This is a genomic window from Vibrio gazogenes, from assembly GCF_023920225.1.
GTDB classification, from domain to species: Bacteria; Pseudomonadota; Gammaproteobacteria; order Enterobacterales; family Vibrionaceae; genus Vibrio; species Vibrio gazogenes.
Window position 1 is genome coordinate 622,804 of sequence record NZ_CP092588.1, and the last position, 14,054, is coordinate 636,857.

Here is a 14,054-nt window from a genome sequence, read left to right on the forward strand (position 1 = left end):
TCTATCCTTACATACCGATTAGGTTCCAATATGGAATACCAATAAACACGTAAGCGACTAAATTGATGAATACAAATATAGTGCCCAGTTTCCAGAAAGTTTTCTGCGGAACATAACCACTTGAGAAAGTGATAACACCAGCACCGTTTCCATAGTGAGTAAGCAGTGCGCCATAGCCGGCGGAGAATGCTAATGATAATGCTATGTACAGTGGTTCTGCATTTGTGGACATGCCTAATGTAAATAGAACCGGATAAAAGGACACAACAAATGCACTATTCGACACGAAGAAATAACGTACAGACAAACTGAACAAAACAAGAACAAGCAATGAAGTAAACTGACTATACCCTGACAAATCAATATATCCTTGGATAACACCAACCAAGTACATATAGAATCCACCTTTTGATAGTGCTGTCGCTACGCCATAAAAAGCACCGTACCAAACAAAAGTTTGCCAAGCGGACTTTTCACTGATCACGTCATTCCAAGTCAATACTTTAGACACTAACAAACATGCAAGAAAAGCAAGTCCGACTGAAACATACTTGATGCCTGTAATCGAACCTGTCATCCAACCAAGTACGCCGATCAAAAAGAAAATAATCAGAAGTTTTTCTTCACGTTTTACAGCACCAAGTTCTTTTAGACCATCGAGTGCAACTTCTCTGACATTGGCGATATGCTTAAGCTCTGGCGCGTAAATTTTATATAGAATATATGGCGCACCTAATAGAACGAGTCCAGCCGGGACAATCGAAGCTTTTAGCCACTGTAACCATTCTAACTGAATACCTAGGATTTCATTAGCCAGCGAGACAATAATAGAGTTGGTTGCCATACCAGTCATGAATAACGAAGAAGTTCCCATGGAAACGATGTACATTAACATGGTTAAGTAAGCACCGATCTTACGTGGATGGCTGTGAGGATGTGAGTCTAAGCTTTCGGCAATATTACGGAAAATAGGGTACGTGATCCCACCAGAACGTGACATATTCGAACCAGTCGCAGGCGCAAGTAAAGCATCTGTAAACATCATCAGATACCCAAGTGTCAGCGTATTATTACCATATCTGCTTAGCAATATATAAGCAATCCGCTTCCCTAATCCAGTGATCACGAAAGCGCGACAGATAATAAATGCACTGATAATAAACCATACCAGTGGATGGCCAAAACCAGCAAATAGGACTTTAGAGTCAACAAATAAAGATGCAAATCCAGCAATAATTAGCATCATTACCGAATCTGTATAAGGCCTAAATACGAGGCCATATAGCATGGATAAATAGATACCAACCATGTGCCAGGTATCAACGTTAAGATTACTTGGGCTAGGTATCACCCAAAAAGCAGCAGCAATTAGTACCACTGGTAATAAGTTCATAACTTTCATGTTTCACCTAATTTCACTTCTCACATAGGGCAAAATTTATGCCCTATGTAATTAATTATTGGTTATTAAATTATTTATATGGATGATCAAAAAATTCAGTTCCCTTGGCTTCAAGGGATTTCATTACCCAACTTTTATTTGCCTTACCATTTTTTGCGGCTTCAACTTTACTTGCATCAAATTTAGAATATTCTTTTGCTTTATCTAACAGTGATTCGGCATCTTGATTTGGAATGACAATGACGCCATCAGCATCACCAACAATGAGATCGCCAGGGCATATAGCAACGCCACCAACAGCAATCGGCGTATTTACTTCACCAGGGCCTTCTTTAAATGGACCTGCAGGGTTCGCTCCTGTAGCAAATAATGGAAAATCCATTTGCGACAATGCATCGATATCTCGAATTGGGCCATCCAGTACGATGCCTCCAATTTTTCGATCATATTTCGCATAAGTAACCATAATCTCACCCATAATTGCTCGAGTACGATCACCTTCATTCGATACGACAATGACATCATTTGGACCGGCCAACTCTAATGCAGCATGTAGCATTAAATTATCGCCAGCTCTTACTTTTACTGTAATGGCATAACCAGCCATAATTGGTTTCTCTGGCGACGAAATCCGCTTGATTCCATTCCCTAATACAGCAATTCGGTTCATTTGATCCGCAATATTTGCTGTAGGCAATTGTTCATATTCAGCCAATAAGCTTAAGTTGAATGCTGGACGCCCTTTATAAACTCGATTACCAATAGACATAATATTTACTCCTTAAAAACCTGGGACTGGCCAACTTGGCTTGTTACCGGATAAAACTTCATCAATCCCGATAGCGGAATGTAACGATGCACGGTCAGTGGCTTCTTTTGTCGCAGCACCGATATGTGGCGCAACAACAATATTTTCCAAAGTAAATACTGGGTGGTTAGGATCAAATGGCTCTTCTTTAAGCACATCAACACCAGCGCCTGCGATAGAATGGCTAACAAGTGCGTCGTATAAAGCAGCTTCATCAACAATTTTTCCACGTGCGGTATTGATGAAATATGCGGTTTTCTTCATCAAATCAAATTGTCTTTGTCCAACGAAATCAATCGTTTCTTTTGTTGCAGGGCAATGCATTGAAACAAAGTCACTTTCTTTGAAAATAGTGTCAAAATCATTAACCAGCTCAACACCTTCAGGGATTTGTTCTTGAGTTTTATAAGGGTCGTAAGCAATAACTTTCATGTTAAAACCATGAAGCGCTTTCTTAGCAACTCGAGAGCCGATGTTACCGATGCCGACAATACCGAGTGTTTTGCCATCTAACTCAACTTTACTAGTTTTCAATTTGGCAAAGTAGTAGTCGTCAAGCATGTGGTTTTCAACCATCTTGAAATTACGAGAACAGTACAGCATGTAAAAGATGGCCAACTCAGCGACCGACATACTGTTCGCAATGGGCGCATTCAGAACCATCACACCGTGTTTTTTAGCGGATTCTAAATCGACTGTGTCATATCCGGCACCATGACGTGCAACGACTTTTAATTTCGGTGCTGCCGCAAAAACTGCGTCTGTCATTTTTGACAAACGAACAATAATGCCATCACAATCGGGAATATCTCGGATGATATCTTCTTCTTCCATTCCTGAGCCATCAATTAATTCGTAACCACGGCTTTCAAGATATTCACGTCCTTCCTTCATTATTTCTTGAGGAAGTAAAATTTTGTAACCCATTTTTATTTTTCTCCAATATTTAATGTTCATTTATATATTTGCAGTTCCCATGCCATAAATAAAATCCCGTCAATAAAATTATAACCATATGATTTGTAATGATAAAAATAAATGCGCTCACGATTAAAATCACACTTTTTCTGCTGAACCAATCAATTATAATTCATCATGAAATAGGTGAATTTCATAATGAATTGATAAAACAACATTGCTCACATTTATTTTTAGACAGAAATTCATTTTTAAAAGACACTACACTGCAAGTGTTTTTATTTATTGTTTAAATAATTTAATAATTCAAATTTATTTTAAAAATTAAACTATAACAATAATAACTATAGGACGAAAAATACACTGAATATATACATATTGTTTCACTTGTAAGTATTTAATTTAAGATATTCATATGATAGGTGGAAAAATATTGCTTTAGGAGAGTGATTTAGAATCGATTACAAGATGGGTATTTGCAGGGTATAGTGTCTGTCCTTTCAATGGAATATATACATGCAGTTTCACTTGAGCGTGTTTAATTTAAGACATTCATATGATAGGTGGGAGAATATTGCTTTAGGAGAAGTGATTTAGAATCGATTACAAGATGGGTATTTGCAGGATATAGTGTCTGTCCTTTCAACGGAATATATACATGCAGTTTCACTTGAGCGTGTTTAATTTAAGACATTCATATGATAGGTGGGAAAATATTGCTTTAGGTGAAGTGATTTAGAATCGATTACAAGATGGGTATTGGAGGATATAGTGTCTGTCCTTTCAACGCTTTCAACGTACGTAAACTGGCAAATCAATACAGGACAAGTTTACGTCGTTACTAAACCGTCCGTGAAAACGGGTAGAACCCATTCATTGAGTTGTGCCCTCTTTGAAAACTCTAAAAACAAAAACGCTCCACCCATAAAAAATTTATAAGCAGAGCGAAGTTAAATTACAGTAAAAGTTGATTATAAGTCTTTAGCTTCGATCCAAATAACTGCATCTTGCGAAAGCTCTTTACCTTTAAACTCTGTATCTGGACCAGAACCTAAGCACGCAAAACCCCATTTGCCTGCCGCTGGAATACCAAATGTAAACATGCCGTTGTCATCCGTGATTGCGACCATTGCTGAAGCCGGCACATCACGGAACGTGCCTTTACCAAAACCATTTGCTTTAGTATCAACTTCTGTGTTTACGAACTCAATCTCACATTCAACACCAGCCGCTGGTTTACCAGATGAAAGAAGTTGACCGGTAAAAGTGCTACCGGTGAAAATTTGGTAAGGTTTATTTTTTGGAACGATCTCTGTTTTAAGACCTAACGGCTCTTCCCAGCCAGTCGGCATCGCCCCCTTATTAATATAGCGCTTAGTAATTTGCTGAATGTAAATATCTTCGCCTGCTTCATAGTATGGTGCAGGTACTAGAGTGAATATGTAATCACCATTACGACGAACTTTATATTCAACTTGGAACGCATCCGCTTTATTATCGTGACCACTCCAGGTAATTTTTTTGAGTTTATCTTTAAGATCGGTTTTATCACCTTTAAACGTCACGAAAAACTCTTCTGGTTGATCCATGTTCATCACATGGCCATTTTCCATTGGGTGGCCAAACACAAGTTTCATATCTAATGTTGTTGGCGCTTCAAGCTGCGATTCTGGGGTATATAAAAGTTGAAAGTGAGCTTGACTCGCTGCTGATAAACCTAAAGCTGCTAGACCTAAAGCCAGAGTTGTTTTTTTCATTGAAAAGTCCTTACTTATAGATTAATTAACTATTCGACAATATCTTTGCTATCAACTTCAATCTTGTGGCCGGGGCCAGCATCAAATAGCACCGAGTACTGACCAGATGGTTTTTTAAATTCAAATTCGCCATCTTCACTCATTTTACTGCTGATAAGTTCAGCGCCATTGGCGTCCAATACTGACATCTTCACACCCGCGGCCGATGAACCATCAGAGAAACCACCTTCACATAGTACCGTTCCATCTCCCATGTCATAGCACGAGCAAAGTGGGGTGTGCGCAAATGAGAGTGCTGGAATAAAAGCGGCTAGAAAAACCGTTAGTTTTACTTTGTTCATTGAGCCTCCAAGTCATGAGCATTTAAACAACAACATGCGGTTACGTTGCGTACAATAGCCATTAAGTTACTTCAGAAAATTCTAAAATACTAGTGCGAATCATTCTTATTTGTATTACTATTGATCCAGATCAACACTCGCTTAAACTTATGACTAAGCTTATTTTCAATGCGAGTTATGCCTCTTAAACTGTTGTTAACTGTTTCTCATTTTAGGTTTTACCATTTATGCGTACCTTACTTTCACAAGTCCCCGTAGGAAACAAAGCGACCATCGTCTCCCATCAGTCAAAAGGTGCGACTCGTCAACGCTTGTTAGACCTAGGGCTACTACCTCATATGGAGATAGTGTTCATTCGTAAAGCACCTTTGGGGGATCCAATAGAAATACGAGTAGGGATTACCAGCGTAGTCGTGAGAAAAAGTGAAGCGGATTTAATTACGGTTGAAACACACTCGTAAGCACGGAAGCGAAGTAGGGAAAAAGATATGGCTAATAAAAGAGTTCTTCTGGCTGGGCAACAAAATGCGGGTAAATCGACAATATTTAACATGCTTACCGGCGCAAAGCAGCACGTTGCCAATTACCCCGGTGTTACTGTAGATAAAAAAGCGGGCTATTTTTCTCATGAGAATGAAAAATATCAACTTATAGATTTACCAGGGACGTATAGCTTAACGAGTTTCTCTCTTGAGGAGCGTGTAGCAAGAAAAGCTCTGTTAGAAGAGAAAGCAGACGTTGTATTGAATGTAATGGACGCTTCAAACATTCAGCGATCCTTGCATTTAACCCTGCAATTAATCGAGCTAGAACAGCCATTAGTGCTAGTACTCAATATGATGGATGTCGCTGCGGCAGAGAAAGTAAAAATCGACCAAGATGCACTATCTAACGCGCTGAATATTCCCGTGATTTCTTGTGTGGGCCGTGTAAACCAGGGAACTAAGTCAATAAAATCGGTGCTGGGACAAGCGAAGAAAACAAATTATTCCGTCTCATATCCTAAAATCGAATCGACGCTAGATTCCATCTGCCAATTTATAGAACAACTGTCGCTATCGGAATTACCATCTTTACGTTGGGCGGCTCTAAAGTTGTTGGAAAAAGATAGTGAAGTCCTGAAGCTTTTGGCAAACAACACCGATAGCACTTCATTTGAGATCTTTAAAAACGACCTTGACGCTAAACTGGTTGATTTATCAGAAGAACTTGCAATGACCGTTAGTGATTATATCGTTGCTCAAAGACAAAAAGCGGTAAAACAGCTCATTGATGCATCAGTAATATTTGAGAGCCATTCTGACAAGCCATCGATGAGCCAAAGAATTGATCGAGTCGTTCTGAACAAGATTGGGGCTCCGTTATTCTTAGTTGCAACCGTTTTTATCATTTATCAATGTTCCATTGTCTACGGCTATGAACTGACTAACTACTGGTGGCCCTACCTGGCTTCACTGCGAGAAATTATAGCGGGTATTCTGCCAGATGCAGGCTTCCTTTATGACCCTTATGTTCGCTCTTTAGGTTTATGGATGGTGGACTCAGCCAATACGCTTTTAAACTATATCCCTATCTTTATCATTCTGTTTGCGTTAATCGCCATCCTTGAAGACTCTGGATACATGGCACGTATCGCCTTCATTTCTGACCGGGTTCTGCATAAGTTTGGCCTTCATGGGCAAAGTACCTTACCGATGATTTTGGCGGGTGTATTCGCTGGAGGCTGTGCGGTTCCCGGTGTTATGGCGACTAAGGGGATTCCGGATAACAGAGCAAGGTTAGCAACCATCCTGACTGTGCCATACATGAACTGTTTAGCGAAAATTCCGCTCTATACTTTGTTACTGGGTATCTTTTTTGTAGAAGACAAAGCGCTCATGATGTTTTATATCTCGACCATCAGTATTATTAGTGCGTTATTGGTTGCGAAATTGCTAACCAAAACTGTTCTACGAAAAACAGAAACCGCACCTTTTGTCATGGAACTACCACGCTATAATTTACCCACCGCACGTAGTGTGGTGACTCGTTCCATAGAAAGAACTTGGATTTACATAAAAAAGGTGGGAACTATCGTTCTGGCCGTTTCAACCATTATTTTCGTATTACTTCAGTTCCCTGGGGTACCAGAAGGTGAAAAACAAGCTTTTCATGATGCCGCTAATAAAGCGATACAAAAATTTGAGCGTAGCATCGCTAAAACCGATTACGCAGAATCTATAAATGAAGAAAACTTACCCTCTCTCGTTAATTACTACACTGACTTCAAACGCGCAAAACTTAACGCTTCTGGGGCGGAAGAGTCTAAACGTGTCAATGTGGACTTTGAAAAACGTAACCCCGATTTTTACGTGCTAATCGTACCACCAAAAGGTGATAAAGGCGCAAAAGTTGTATCACGTGCATTACGAAAACTGACATCCGAACGCAAAAAAATACGCCGAGAGATGAAAGAGAGACGCCTTGAAGCATCACTTTTAGGTAGTTTTGGGCGGTCAATTGAACCAGTCACCCAATTTGCAGGTTTTGATTGGAAAATTAACGTTGCGCTATTTTCTTCTTTCGCAGCTCGCGAAAGCAGTGTAGCAACACTTGGTGTGCTTTTTCAGCAAGATGAGGATAGCAACGAAAAATTAGAGCAGAGGATGGAAAGTGCCGATGGCTTAAGTCAGCATGGTGAAATCACAGCAGTTGCACTTATCCTTTTCTTTATACTTTACCCACCATGCCTTGCGACAGTTATGATGATTAAAGTACAAACCGGTGAATATAAATGGATGTTGTTATCCATCGTATTGCCAACAACTCTCGGTTTTGCCGTCGCTAGTACAGTCTTTACGATAGGTACGGTGTTTAATCTATCAGGTATTCAAGCGATGACTACTGCATACTTTACTGGATTATTCTTATTGCTATTACTCGGCTTTAAAGACCATTTAATACGCAAACGCTTACCTGATGAAATAGAAATTAAGAATATTTAGGAGCACATTTCATGGTTGAACAGTCATATAGTTTTTGGGATATTGCAATATTGGGCCTATGTATTGCAGGTGCTGCGTATTATCTCTACGTAAAAATTTTTAAGAAAAAAGGCAAATGTGGCGGTGGATGTGATGGTTCATGCAAATGAGGTGTTGTAACAAGGGAGGAAGAAAAGCTTGGAGCGGGCAGCGGGAATCGAACCCGCATCATCAGCTTGGAAGGCTGAGGTAATAGCCATTATACGATGCCCGCATATCGGCTTGAGGTCGATAAGATGCCACAACTAAAAAAAAAGAAAAGCGCTTTTTGCCTAAAAACCGTTTGTTTGCACACTTCATCAGCAAATCGATATCAATCGGTTAGCAAATAACCACAAAAATAGTGGTATTCATCCCTATTTCTAGTCGGACTGAAAACATTTTCGCTCCGCGATCTTTTGACTACACTAACACTGAGTACCACGGTGATAGACACCATCATCAATAGAGGAGGTGCAATATGAACATTCGCGATCGTATTGAATCACTTGAGCAGCAGATCTATGTTGCTTGCTCCGAGGGTGATTACCAAACCATCAATCATCTGGAACGGCAATTAGAACATTTACAGGATATCGTGGATCATTCATTGAATGACGAAGGTCCATATGCGCCGGAAGGCAAAGACTTCCTAGATGAGGACTGGCGTTAATCATCGAGGGACCGACTTTGGTAAGAATATGCCCAGATAGCCCAATGCTGTTTGGGCATATTAATATGCGTTCAGCTCGGCTCAGGACAATGCCACGGACTTGATCTGCGCCCACACGGACATGCCGGCCGATAACCCCAATTCAGATGCTGATCTCAGCGTAATTTGTGCCAGCAGCCGATGGTGACTGGACAATGCCAGTACCACAACCACTTGCCCTTGCTGCTCTTTACGATGGTCAATATCGACAATCACAGCCGGCAGGCGATTGAGCATTGTGGTTTGTTCCGGCTCACACAGCGCAATACTGACATCAGAAGCCAACACTCGGCAGCGGTACGACTGACCTTTCTCCCCAATGTGCCCGGGCGCCCAAATCATGACACCGTCACTATTGAGCTGTGTGATCCGATCTGAATGATGGTCAACCACTCGTGTATCAAAAATACTCCCCAACTCATCACCAAATATATCCTGATGACGGGGATCGGACATCACAACCTCTGCCTGATCACTGACAACGACCTGTCCGTTTTGAAACAACACAACATGATCGGCTAAACGAGCCAGCTCCCGAACCGAATGTGTCACATAAATCACCGGAATGGACAGCTCCTGATGAATTTTTTCCAAATACGGTAGGATCTCGGATTTCAATTTGACATCCAGTGCCGATAACGGCTCATCCATCAATAACAATTTGGGACAAGTCAGCAATGCGCGTGCAATCGCAATTCGCTGTTTCTCTCCCCCGGAGAGCTGATGAACCGAACGATCCAACAGATGGCTCACACCGATAAAACGACAAATACTGTCCACAGAGATCCGCCGTTTACTGGCTGGGATCCGTCGATAACCATATTCCAGATTCTGCTGAACGGATAAATGCGGAAATAATCCGGCTTCCTGAAAAACATAGCCAATATCACGCCGATGTGTCGGGAGAAAGATCCCTTGCTCAGAACACTGCCAAACCTCATCACCGACCTGTAGTCTCCCCTGCGCTGGATTCACTAACCCAGCGATCGCTCGCAGACACGTCGTTTTTCCAGAACCGGAAGGGCCGAATAGCACCGTGATACCAGAAGCGGGTAATGTTAAATCAACCGCTAAAGAGAAATCAGGATAAGTAATGGCGAATGCCGCATGAATAGAACTCAAAAACTCACCTCTCCGAATAACGATAGCGATGATTCAACCAATACATCACTAACAAAGCGATAAAAGAGAAGCCAACCAAACTGCCGGCAAGTAAATGCGCTTTACCGAATTCAAGCGCTTCAACGTAGTTGTAAATCTCAACCGACATCACCCGAGTTTTGCCCGGAATATTACCACCAATCATCAAGACAACCCCGAACTCGCCCAGTGAATGGCAAAACCCCATAATGGCCGCCGAAAAAATCCCCGGCCAGGCCAATGGTAAAATCACAGAACGGAAACGATCCCACGGAGAGGCTCTGAGCGTTGCCGCAACTTCAATCGGTAATTGCCCAATCGCAAGAAATGCATTTTTCAAAGGTTGTAAGACAAATGGAAAAGAATGGATGGTACAAGCAATCGCAATCCCAGTAAAAGAAAAAGGTAATTGTCCAAGATGGAGTTGTTGCAATAGCTGACCAATCATGCTTTGAGGCGAAAAAAGAAGTAATAGATAAAAACCCAGTACCGTCGGCGGTAACACCATCGGCAGGGAACAAATCGCTTCAACGACCCCTTTATAGCGACATTTAGAAACGCATAGCCACCACGCAACCGGAATCCCAAGCACCAACAAACTGAAAGTGACGACCCCGGCTAGTTTTAAGGTTGTCAGCACCACAACGCTGTCAATTTCCATCCATTTACCTTTAAATTCACTTACCGATATCCATAACTCTGGATGATACGCTGTGCCCTATCCGTCTGCAGATAATGCAGAAATGCCTGCGCGGCCTTATTGGTCTGTCCGGCTGGTAATACCACCGCATCTTGCCGGATTTGAGCATAATCTTCACGTGGGACTTCCCAGTAAGAACCGGATTGATAATGATTATTCTGATAAACCTGAGATTTCGCCACAAATCCCAGCGCGGCATTGCCGGTGACAACAAACTGGAATGTGGGATTCAGTCCCTTACCTTGGACGATTTTATCCTGAATTTTCGTATATAGTCCCATTTTTTCAAGAACCTGCTGCGCAGCAAGACCATACGGTGCCAATTGGGGGTTTGCCATCGCGAGATGTGTATAATTCCCGCTCAGTAAGAGATCTTTCACTGCAATCTTTGGTTGTGCAGACCATAAAACGAGCGTGCCTCGCGCATACGTAAATTGATCGCTCGCCTGCTGAGCCTGAACCAATTTGGTCGGGCGGGCAGTATCCGCTGCAAAAAATAAATCAAACGGTGCACCCTGCGTAATCTGAACATATAACTGCCCAGTCGCCCCGGTTGAAATTTCGATATGATGTGGAAACTGTGATTCAAAATCCTGACTCAGCGCTTTCATTGGCCGATAAAAATTATTCGCAACCGCAAATAAAGCGTCTGCAGACCAACAAGACACACTCAATAACAACCCACTCATCAATACGATGAAACGAACTTTCATACTTATATCCTTAGTCGACAGGTGACGATAACTCAATCTATTGAATATTCATCAATCGCATCAGAATATACCCAAGTCGCCCTAAGATGAAGTTTTAACAGCAATAATTCAAACGACTATTCCTCAGGCAAAACCAATCATGAACCGAAATCTCTGGTATGAACCTAAAGGATGGATTGAAAAATTTGAGGAATATGGAGGAAAGATAAGATGGAGAGAAAATAAGAAAAGAACACTCGGGCTCATACCGCATCTGATATATCTAGACTTTCGATACGTTTGCCATATTTGACCTCATACATTGATTTGTCAGCATGAGAAAGTAGCCCTTGTTTATTTAATGCATCATCCGGAAAGCAACTCATCCCGATACTGACACCAACAGAAATTTGTACGTCGTTCACCGCAACCGGTTGAGTGATCTCTTCTGACAAGCGTTTGATCCGGGTCTCGATATAATCGACATTTTCCAGTAAATCCAAACAAATCACAAATTCATCGCCACCAATGCGTCCGGCAAAATCAGAGGCTCGGATATGATGATGAATCCGTTCACCAATGCTGCGGATTAGTTCATCACCGATTTCATGACCATAATTATCATTTATCTGTTTAAATTTATCTAAGTCTAAAAACAAGACCGCCACTTTCGCACCAGAGTGACTTGCTTTGATTAAAACGCGTTCCAAATGCTCCTCAAAAGCGCGCCGATTCAGCAATCCAGTCAGATAATCATGTTCAGACAGAAAGAGCAAACGCTCTTTTTGCGCTTTTAGCTCCTCAGTTTGTCGATGAACTTCCGTTTGTAAATCATCCCTGGACACCATTGTCTTTCTCAGTGCACTTTTCATCTGGTGAAATAACCCCGCCAGTGAAACAAATTCTGAGTCTAAATGGCTTGTCTCGATCTGACTGCTCAATTTACCTTGCGCTAACTCATGAAAACCATGTTTCAGGGCTTTAAAGCCATGCTGGAAATGTCGATAAATTTGCAAAGCGAACACCCAGACAAACGCAGAAAAAATCAATAAATTCGTGGCCGTCAGTAACAGTGTGATCTGTTGATTTTCACGACTTTGATTCAATGTCTTCCTTTGCAAGTCGAGCAGGTTTTCTGTCATATTCTGCACCAACATGTTATATCGGGCATGCAGTAAATCCCGGCCAGACATTCTCCCTTCCCTTGTCATGGCAGACTCACCAAATGTTATCTCCTGAGCAACCAAAACCGACAAATTTTCATTCATCCGGATCATATTTTTCGTATAGCGGTCTGAATGGGTAAATTGTTCTAATTTTTCCGATAGCTTTTTCTGTGCTGCAGCAACCTGTTTCAACATATCGGTGTCTTCATACTGCAAGAATCCCCACAACTGACTACGCAATGAATCAATACTCAACTGAATCTGCATAATGGATTCTAAATTATTCCGGGTCTGAGCTTGCTCTTGGGCTAAACTCCAGAGCGAAAAAATAATCAACCCAAACAACAGTAAGGTCGTGATTAATAGCAACAGTAGTTTTCGAGAAATTGAACGGATCATGGTAAAACGTCCTGTTGATCCTGTAACCGTTCTAACGTATCTGAGGCAAGCATCTTGCGGTAATCCGGCAACGGACCTTTGACGATACCGCTATCAATGGCCCAACGCGCCTGCAACTGCAAATTAGACAACAATGCATTCCCTAACGAAAGCCGGAAAACATAGTCTTTCCAAGTACTTTCCAGCTGAATTTTCTTGACAGAAAGTACCCTGCCTACAATGCTCCGGGACGATTCAGGATGTTGATGAATCCAATCAATAGTATCTGCCAGTGCTTGCAATAAACGTTGATGGGTCTCTTGTTTTTGAATATAAGACGTGCGCATCATCAACAGATTGAATGAGAGTTGATATACACCGCTTAAACTTAAATTAACCAGAGGCGCGGCTGATTGTGACGCCGCCTGATAACCATATGGCTCCCACACAGATATCGCGTCAACCCGTCCCTCAAACAACGCAGTGGTAAGTGCCTGTGGTTTTAAATAAACCTTGTTAACTTGATTGTTGGTGAGGTTATTGACCAATAACAATGCATCCAGATAAAACTCTGAAGAACTTGCTTTAACCATCCCCACCGTTTTACCAATCAAATCACTCACTTGACGAACACCGGTACGTTGTAATGACAACAGTTTCACGTCATGGTCCGATTCAACAAAACTACTCAGAACCATAAAATCGTTGCGTTTAAAACTTTCAAACATCACCACCGATTCAGAAGATGTAGCGTAGTCCACCGTACCGGAAAAGAGTTCATTAATGCAGGCTACACCGCCATAACAAGGAACCAACGTTACATCTAATCCATATTTGGCGAATATGCCTAATTGCTTTGCAACCAAAAATGGCGAAGACAATGGTGTCTGAGAAACAGCAATACGAACATGCTCTTTAGACTTTGGTATCATCATTGATTGCTCTTTATGCACCAAAAATAGAAATATAGAAAAGCCGACTGCCAGTATGATCAGCAATCCAATCCATCTAAGAAAAGTAAAACGAGTGATCATCTAT

14 protein-coding genes and 1 tRNA gene are annotated in these 14,054 nt (G+C 41.5%); 4 read left to right on the forward strand and 11 right to left on the reverse strand.

Annotation, left to right across the window (positions count from 1 at the left end):
- Positions 1 to 7: 7 nt before the first annotated feature.
- The 5 genes from MKS89_RS18355 to MKS89_RS18375 all read right to left on the reverse strand — a co-directional run bounded on the left by MKS89_RS18355 (position 8) and on the right by MKS89_RS18375 (position 5,226).
- Positions 8 to 1,402, reverse strand: a complete 1,395-nt coding sequence (locus tag MKS89_RS18355) for a DASS family sodium-coupled anion symporter (RefSeq protein ID WP_072959692.1) — start codon at positions 1,400 to 1,402, stop codon at positions 8 to 10.
- A 70-nt stretch (positions 1,403 to 1,472) separates the two neighbouring features.
- Positions 1,473 to 2,171, reverse strand: coding sequence for an RraA family protein (locus MKS89_RS18360; RefSeq protein ID WP_072959691.1), 699 nt, complete (start codon positions 2,169 to 2,171; stop codon positions 1,473 to 1,475).
- A 12-nt stretch (positions 2,172 to 2,183) separates the two neighbouring features.
- Positions 2,184 to 3,167, reverse strand: coding sequence for a hydroxyacid dehydrogenase (locus MKS89_RS18365; protein WP_207521970.1), 984 nt, complete (start codon positions 3,165 to 3,167; stop codon positions 2,184 to 2,186).
- A gap of 932 nt (positions 3,168 to 4,099) precedes the next feature.
- A complete protein-coding gene (locus MKS89_RS18370; RefSeq protein WP_072959688.1) occupies positions 4,100 to 4,885 on the reverse strand; it encodes a DUF4198 domain-containing protein in 786 nt (261 codons plus the stop codon).
- 29 nt (positions 4,886 to 4,914) lie between these two features.
- Positions 4,915 to 5,226, reverse strand: coding sequence for a hypothetical protein (locus MKS89_RS18375; protein WP_072959686.1), 312 nt, complete (start codon positions 5,224 to 5,226; stop codon positions 4,915 to 4,917).
- 227 nt (positions 5,227 to 5,453) lie between these two features.
- On the opposite strand from MKS89_RS18375, the gene MKS89_RS18380 reads away from it, so the two are divergent.
- Genes MKS89_RS18380 through MKS89_RS18390 form a run of 3 tightly spaced genes read left to right on the forward strand, consistent with a single transcriptional unit; the run spans position 5,454 to position 8,359 of the window.
- A complete protein-coding gene (locus MKS89_RS18380; RefSeq protein WP_072959685.1) occupies positions 5,454 to 5,687 on the forward strand; it encodes a FeoA family protein in 234 nt (77 codons plus the stop codon).
- A 27-nt stretch (positions 5,688 to 5,714) separates the two neighbouring features.
- Complete coding sequence (gene feoB, locus MKS89_RS18385; protein ID WP_072959683.1) at positions 5,715 to 8,210, forward strand: ferrous iron transport protein B; 2,496 nt, start codon at positions 5,715 to 5,717, stop codon at positions 8,208 to 8,210.
- An 11-nt stretch (positions 8,211 to 8,221) separates the two neighbouring features.
- Positions 8,222 to 8,359: a FeoB-associated Cys-rich membrane protein gene (locus tag MKS89_RS18390; protein ID WP_072959681.1), complete on the forward strand. Its 138-nt coding sequence runs from the start codon at positions 8,222 to 8,224 to the stop codon at positions 8,357 to 8,359.
- A gap of 29 nt (positions 8,360 to 8,388) precedes the next feature.
- Here MKS89_RS18390 and MKS89_RS18395 read toward each other — a convergent pair.
- Positions 8,389 to 8,463, reverse strand: a tRNA-Gly gene (locus tag MKS89_RS18395).
- A gap of 246 nt (positions 8,464 to 8,709) precedes the next feature.
- Here MKS89_RS18395 and MKS89_RS18400 point away from each other — a divergent pair.
- The gene (locus MKS89_RS18400; RefSeq protein WP_072959679.1) at positions 8,710 to 8,901 is read left to right on the forward strand and encodes a hypothetical protein; all 192 of its coding nucleotides are present in this window, start codon (positions 8,710 to 8,712) and stop codon (positions 8,899 to 8,901) included.
- 81 nt (positions 8,902 to 8,982) lie between these two features.
- On the opposite strand, the gene modC is transcribed toward MKS89_RS18400, so the two are convergent.
- From modC to MKS89_RS18425, 5 genes are all read right to left on the reverse strand, one after another.
- The gene (gene modC, locus MKS89_RS18405) at positions 8,983 to 10,062 is read right to left on the reverse strand and encodes a molybdenum ABC transporter ATP-binding protein (RefSeq protein ID WP_083571267.1); all 1,080 of its coding nucleotides are present in this window, start codon (positions 10,060 to 10,062) and stop codon (positions 8,983 to 8,985) included.
- A gap of 4 nt (positions 10,063 to 10,066) precedes the next feature.
- Complete coding sequence (modB, locus tag MKS89_RS18410; protein WP_072959674.1) at positions 10,067 to 10,741, reverse strand: molybdate ABC transporter permease subunit; 675 nt, start codon at positions 10,739 to 10,741, stop codon at positions 10,067 to 10,069.
- Between the two features lie 20 nt (positions 10,742 to 10,761).
- A complete protein-coding gene (gene modA / locus MKS89_RS18415) occupies positions 10,762 to 11,493 on the reverse strand; it encodes a molybdate ABC transporter substrate-binding protein (protein WP_072959671.1) in 732 nt (243 codons plus the stop codon).
- A gap of 242 nt (positions 11,494 to 11,735) precedes the next feature.
- On the reverse strand, positions 11,736 to 13,037 hold the full coding sequence (locus MKS89_RS18420) for a GGDEF domain-containing protein (RefSeq protein WP_072959666.1): 1,302 nt from the start codon (positions 13,035 to 13,037) through the stop codon (positions 11,736 to 11,738).
- Positions 13,034 to 14,050, reverse strand: a complete 1,017-nt coding sequence (locus tag MKS89_RS18425) for an ABC transporter substrate-binding protein (protein ID WP_072959640.1) — start codon at positions 14,048 to 14,050, stop codon at positions 13,034 to 13,036. Before MKS89_RS18425 ends, MKS89_RS18420 begins: the two co-directional genes overlap by 4 nt.
- Positions 14,051 to 14,054 lie beyond the last annotated feature (4 nt).

Bases quoted from the DNA above. Each gene is read 5' to 3' on its own strand.
- modB (WP_072959674.1), bottom strand. From the start codon at position 10,741: ATGGAAATTGACAGCGTTGTGGTGCTGACAACCTTAAAACTAGCCGGG.
- MKS89_RS18355 (WP_072959692.1), bottom strand. From the start codon at position 1,402: ATGAAAGTTATGAACTTATTACCAGTGGTACTAATTGCTGCTGCTTTT.
- MKS89_RS18360 (WP_072959691.1), bottom strand. From the start codon at position 2,171: ATGTCTATTGGTAATCGAGTTTATAAAGGGCGTCCAGCATTCAACTTA.
- feoB (WP_072959683.1), top strand. From the start codon at position 5,715: ATGGCTAATAAAAGAGTTCTTCTGGCTGGGCAACAAAATGCGGGTAAA.
- MKS89_RS18370 (WP_072959688.1), bottom strand. From the start codon at position 4,885: ATGAAAAAAACAACTCTGGCTTTAGGTCTAGCAGCTTTAGGTTTATCA.
- MKS89_RS18380 (WP_072959685.1), top strand. From the start codon at position 5,454: ATGCGTACCTTACTTTCACAAGTCCCCGTAGGAAACAAAGCGACCATC.
- modA (WP_072959671.1), bottom strand. From the start codon at position 11,493: ATGAAAGTTCGTTTCATCGTATTGATGAGTGGGTTGTTATTGAGTGTG.
- MKS89_RS18420 (WP_072959666.1), bottom strand. From the start codon at position 13,037: ATGATCCGTTCAATTTCTCGAAAACTACTGTTGCTATTAATCACGACC.
- MKS89_RS18425 (WP_072959640.1), bottom strand. From the start codon at position 14,050: ATGATCACTCGTTTTACTTTTCTTAGATGGATTGGATTGCTGATCATA.
- MKS89_RS18365 (WP_207521970.1), bottom strand. From the start codon at position 3,167: ATGAACATTAAATATTGGAGAAAAATAAAAATGGGTTACAAAATTTTA.
- MKS89_RS18390 (WP_072959681.1), top strand. From the start codon at position 8,222: ATGGTTGAACAGTCATATAGTTTTTGGGATATTGCAATATTGGGCCTA.
- MKS89_RS18400 (WP_072959679.1), top strand. From the start codon at position 8,710: ATGAACATTCGCGATCGTATTGAATCACTTGAGCAGCAGATCTATGTT.
- MKS89_RS18375 (WP_072959686.1), bottom strand. From the start codon at position 5,226: ATGAACAAAGTAAAACTAACGGTTTTTCTAGCCGCTTTTATTCCAGCA.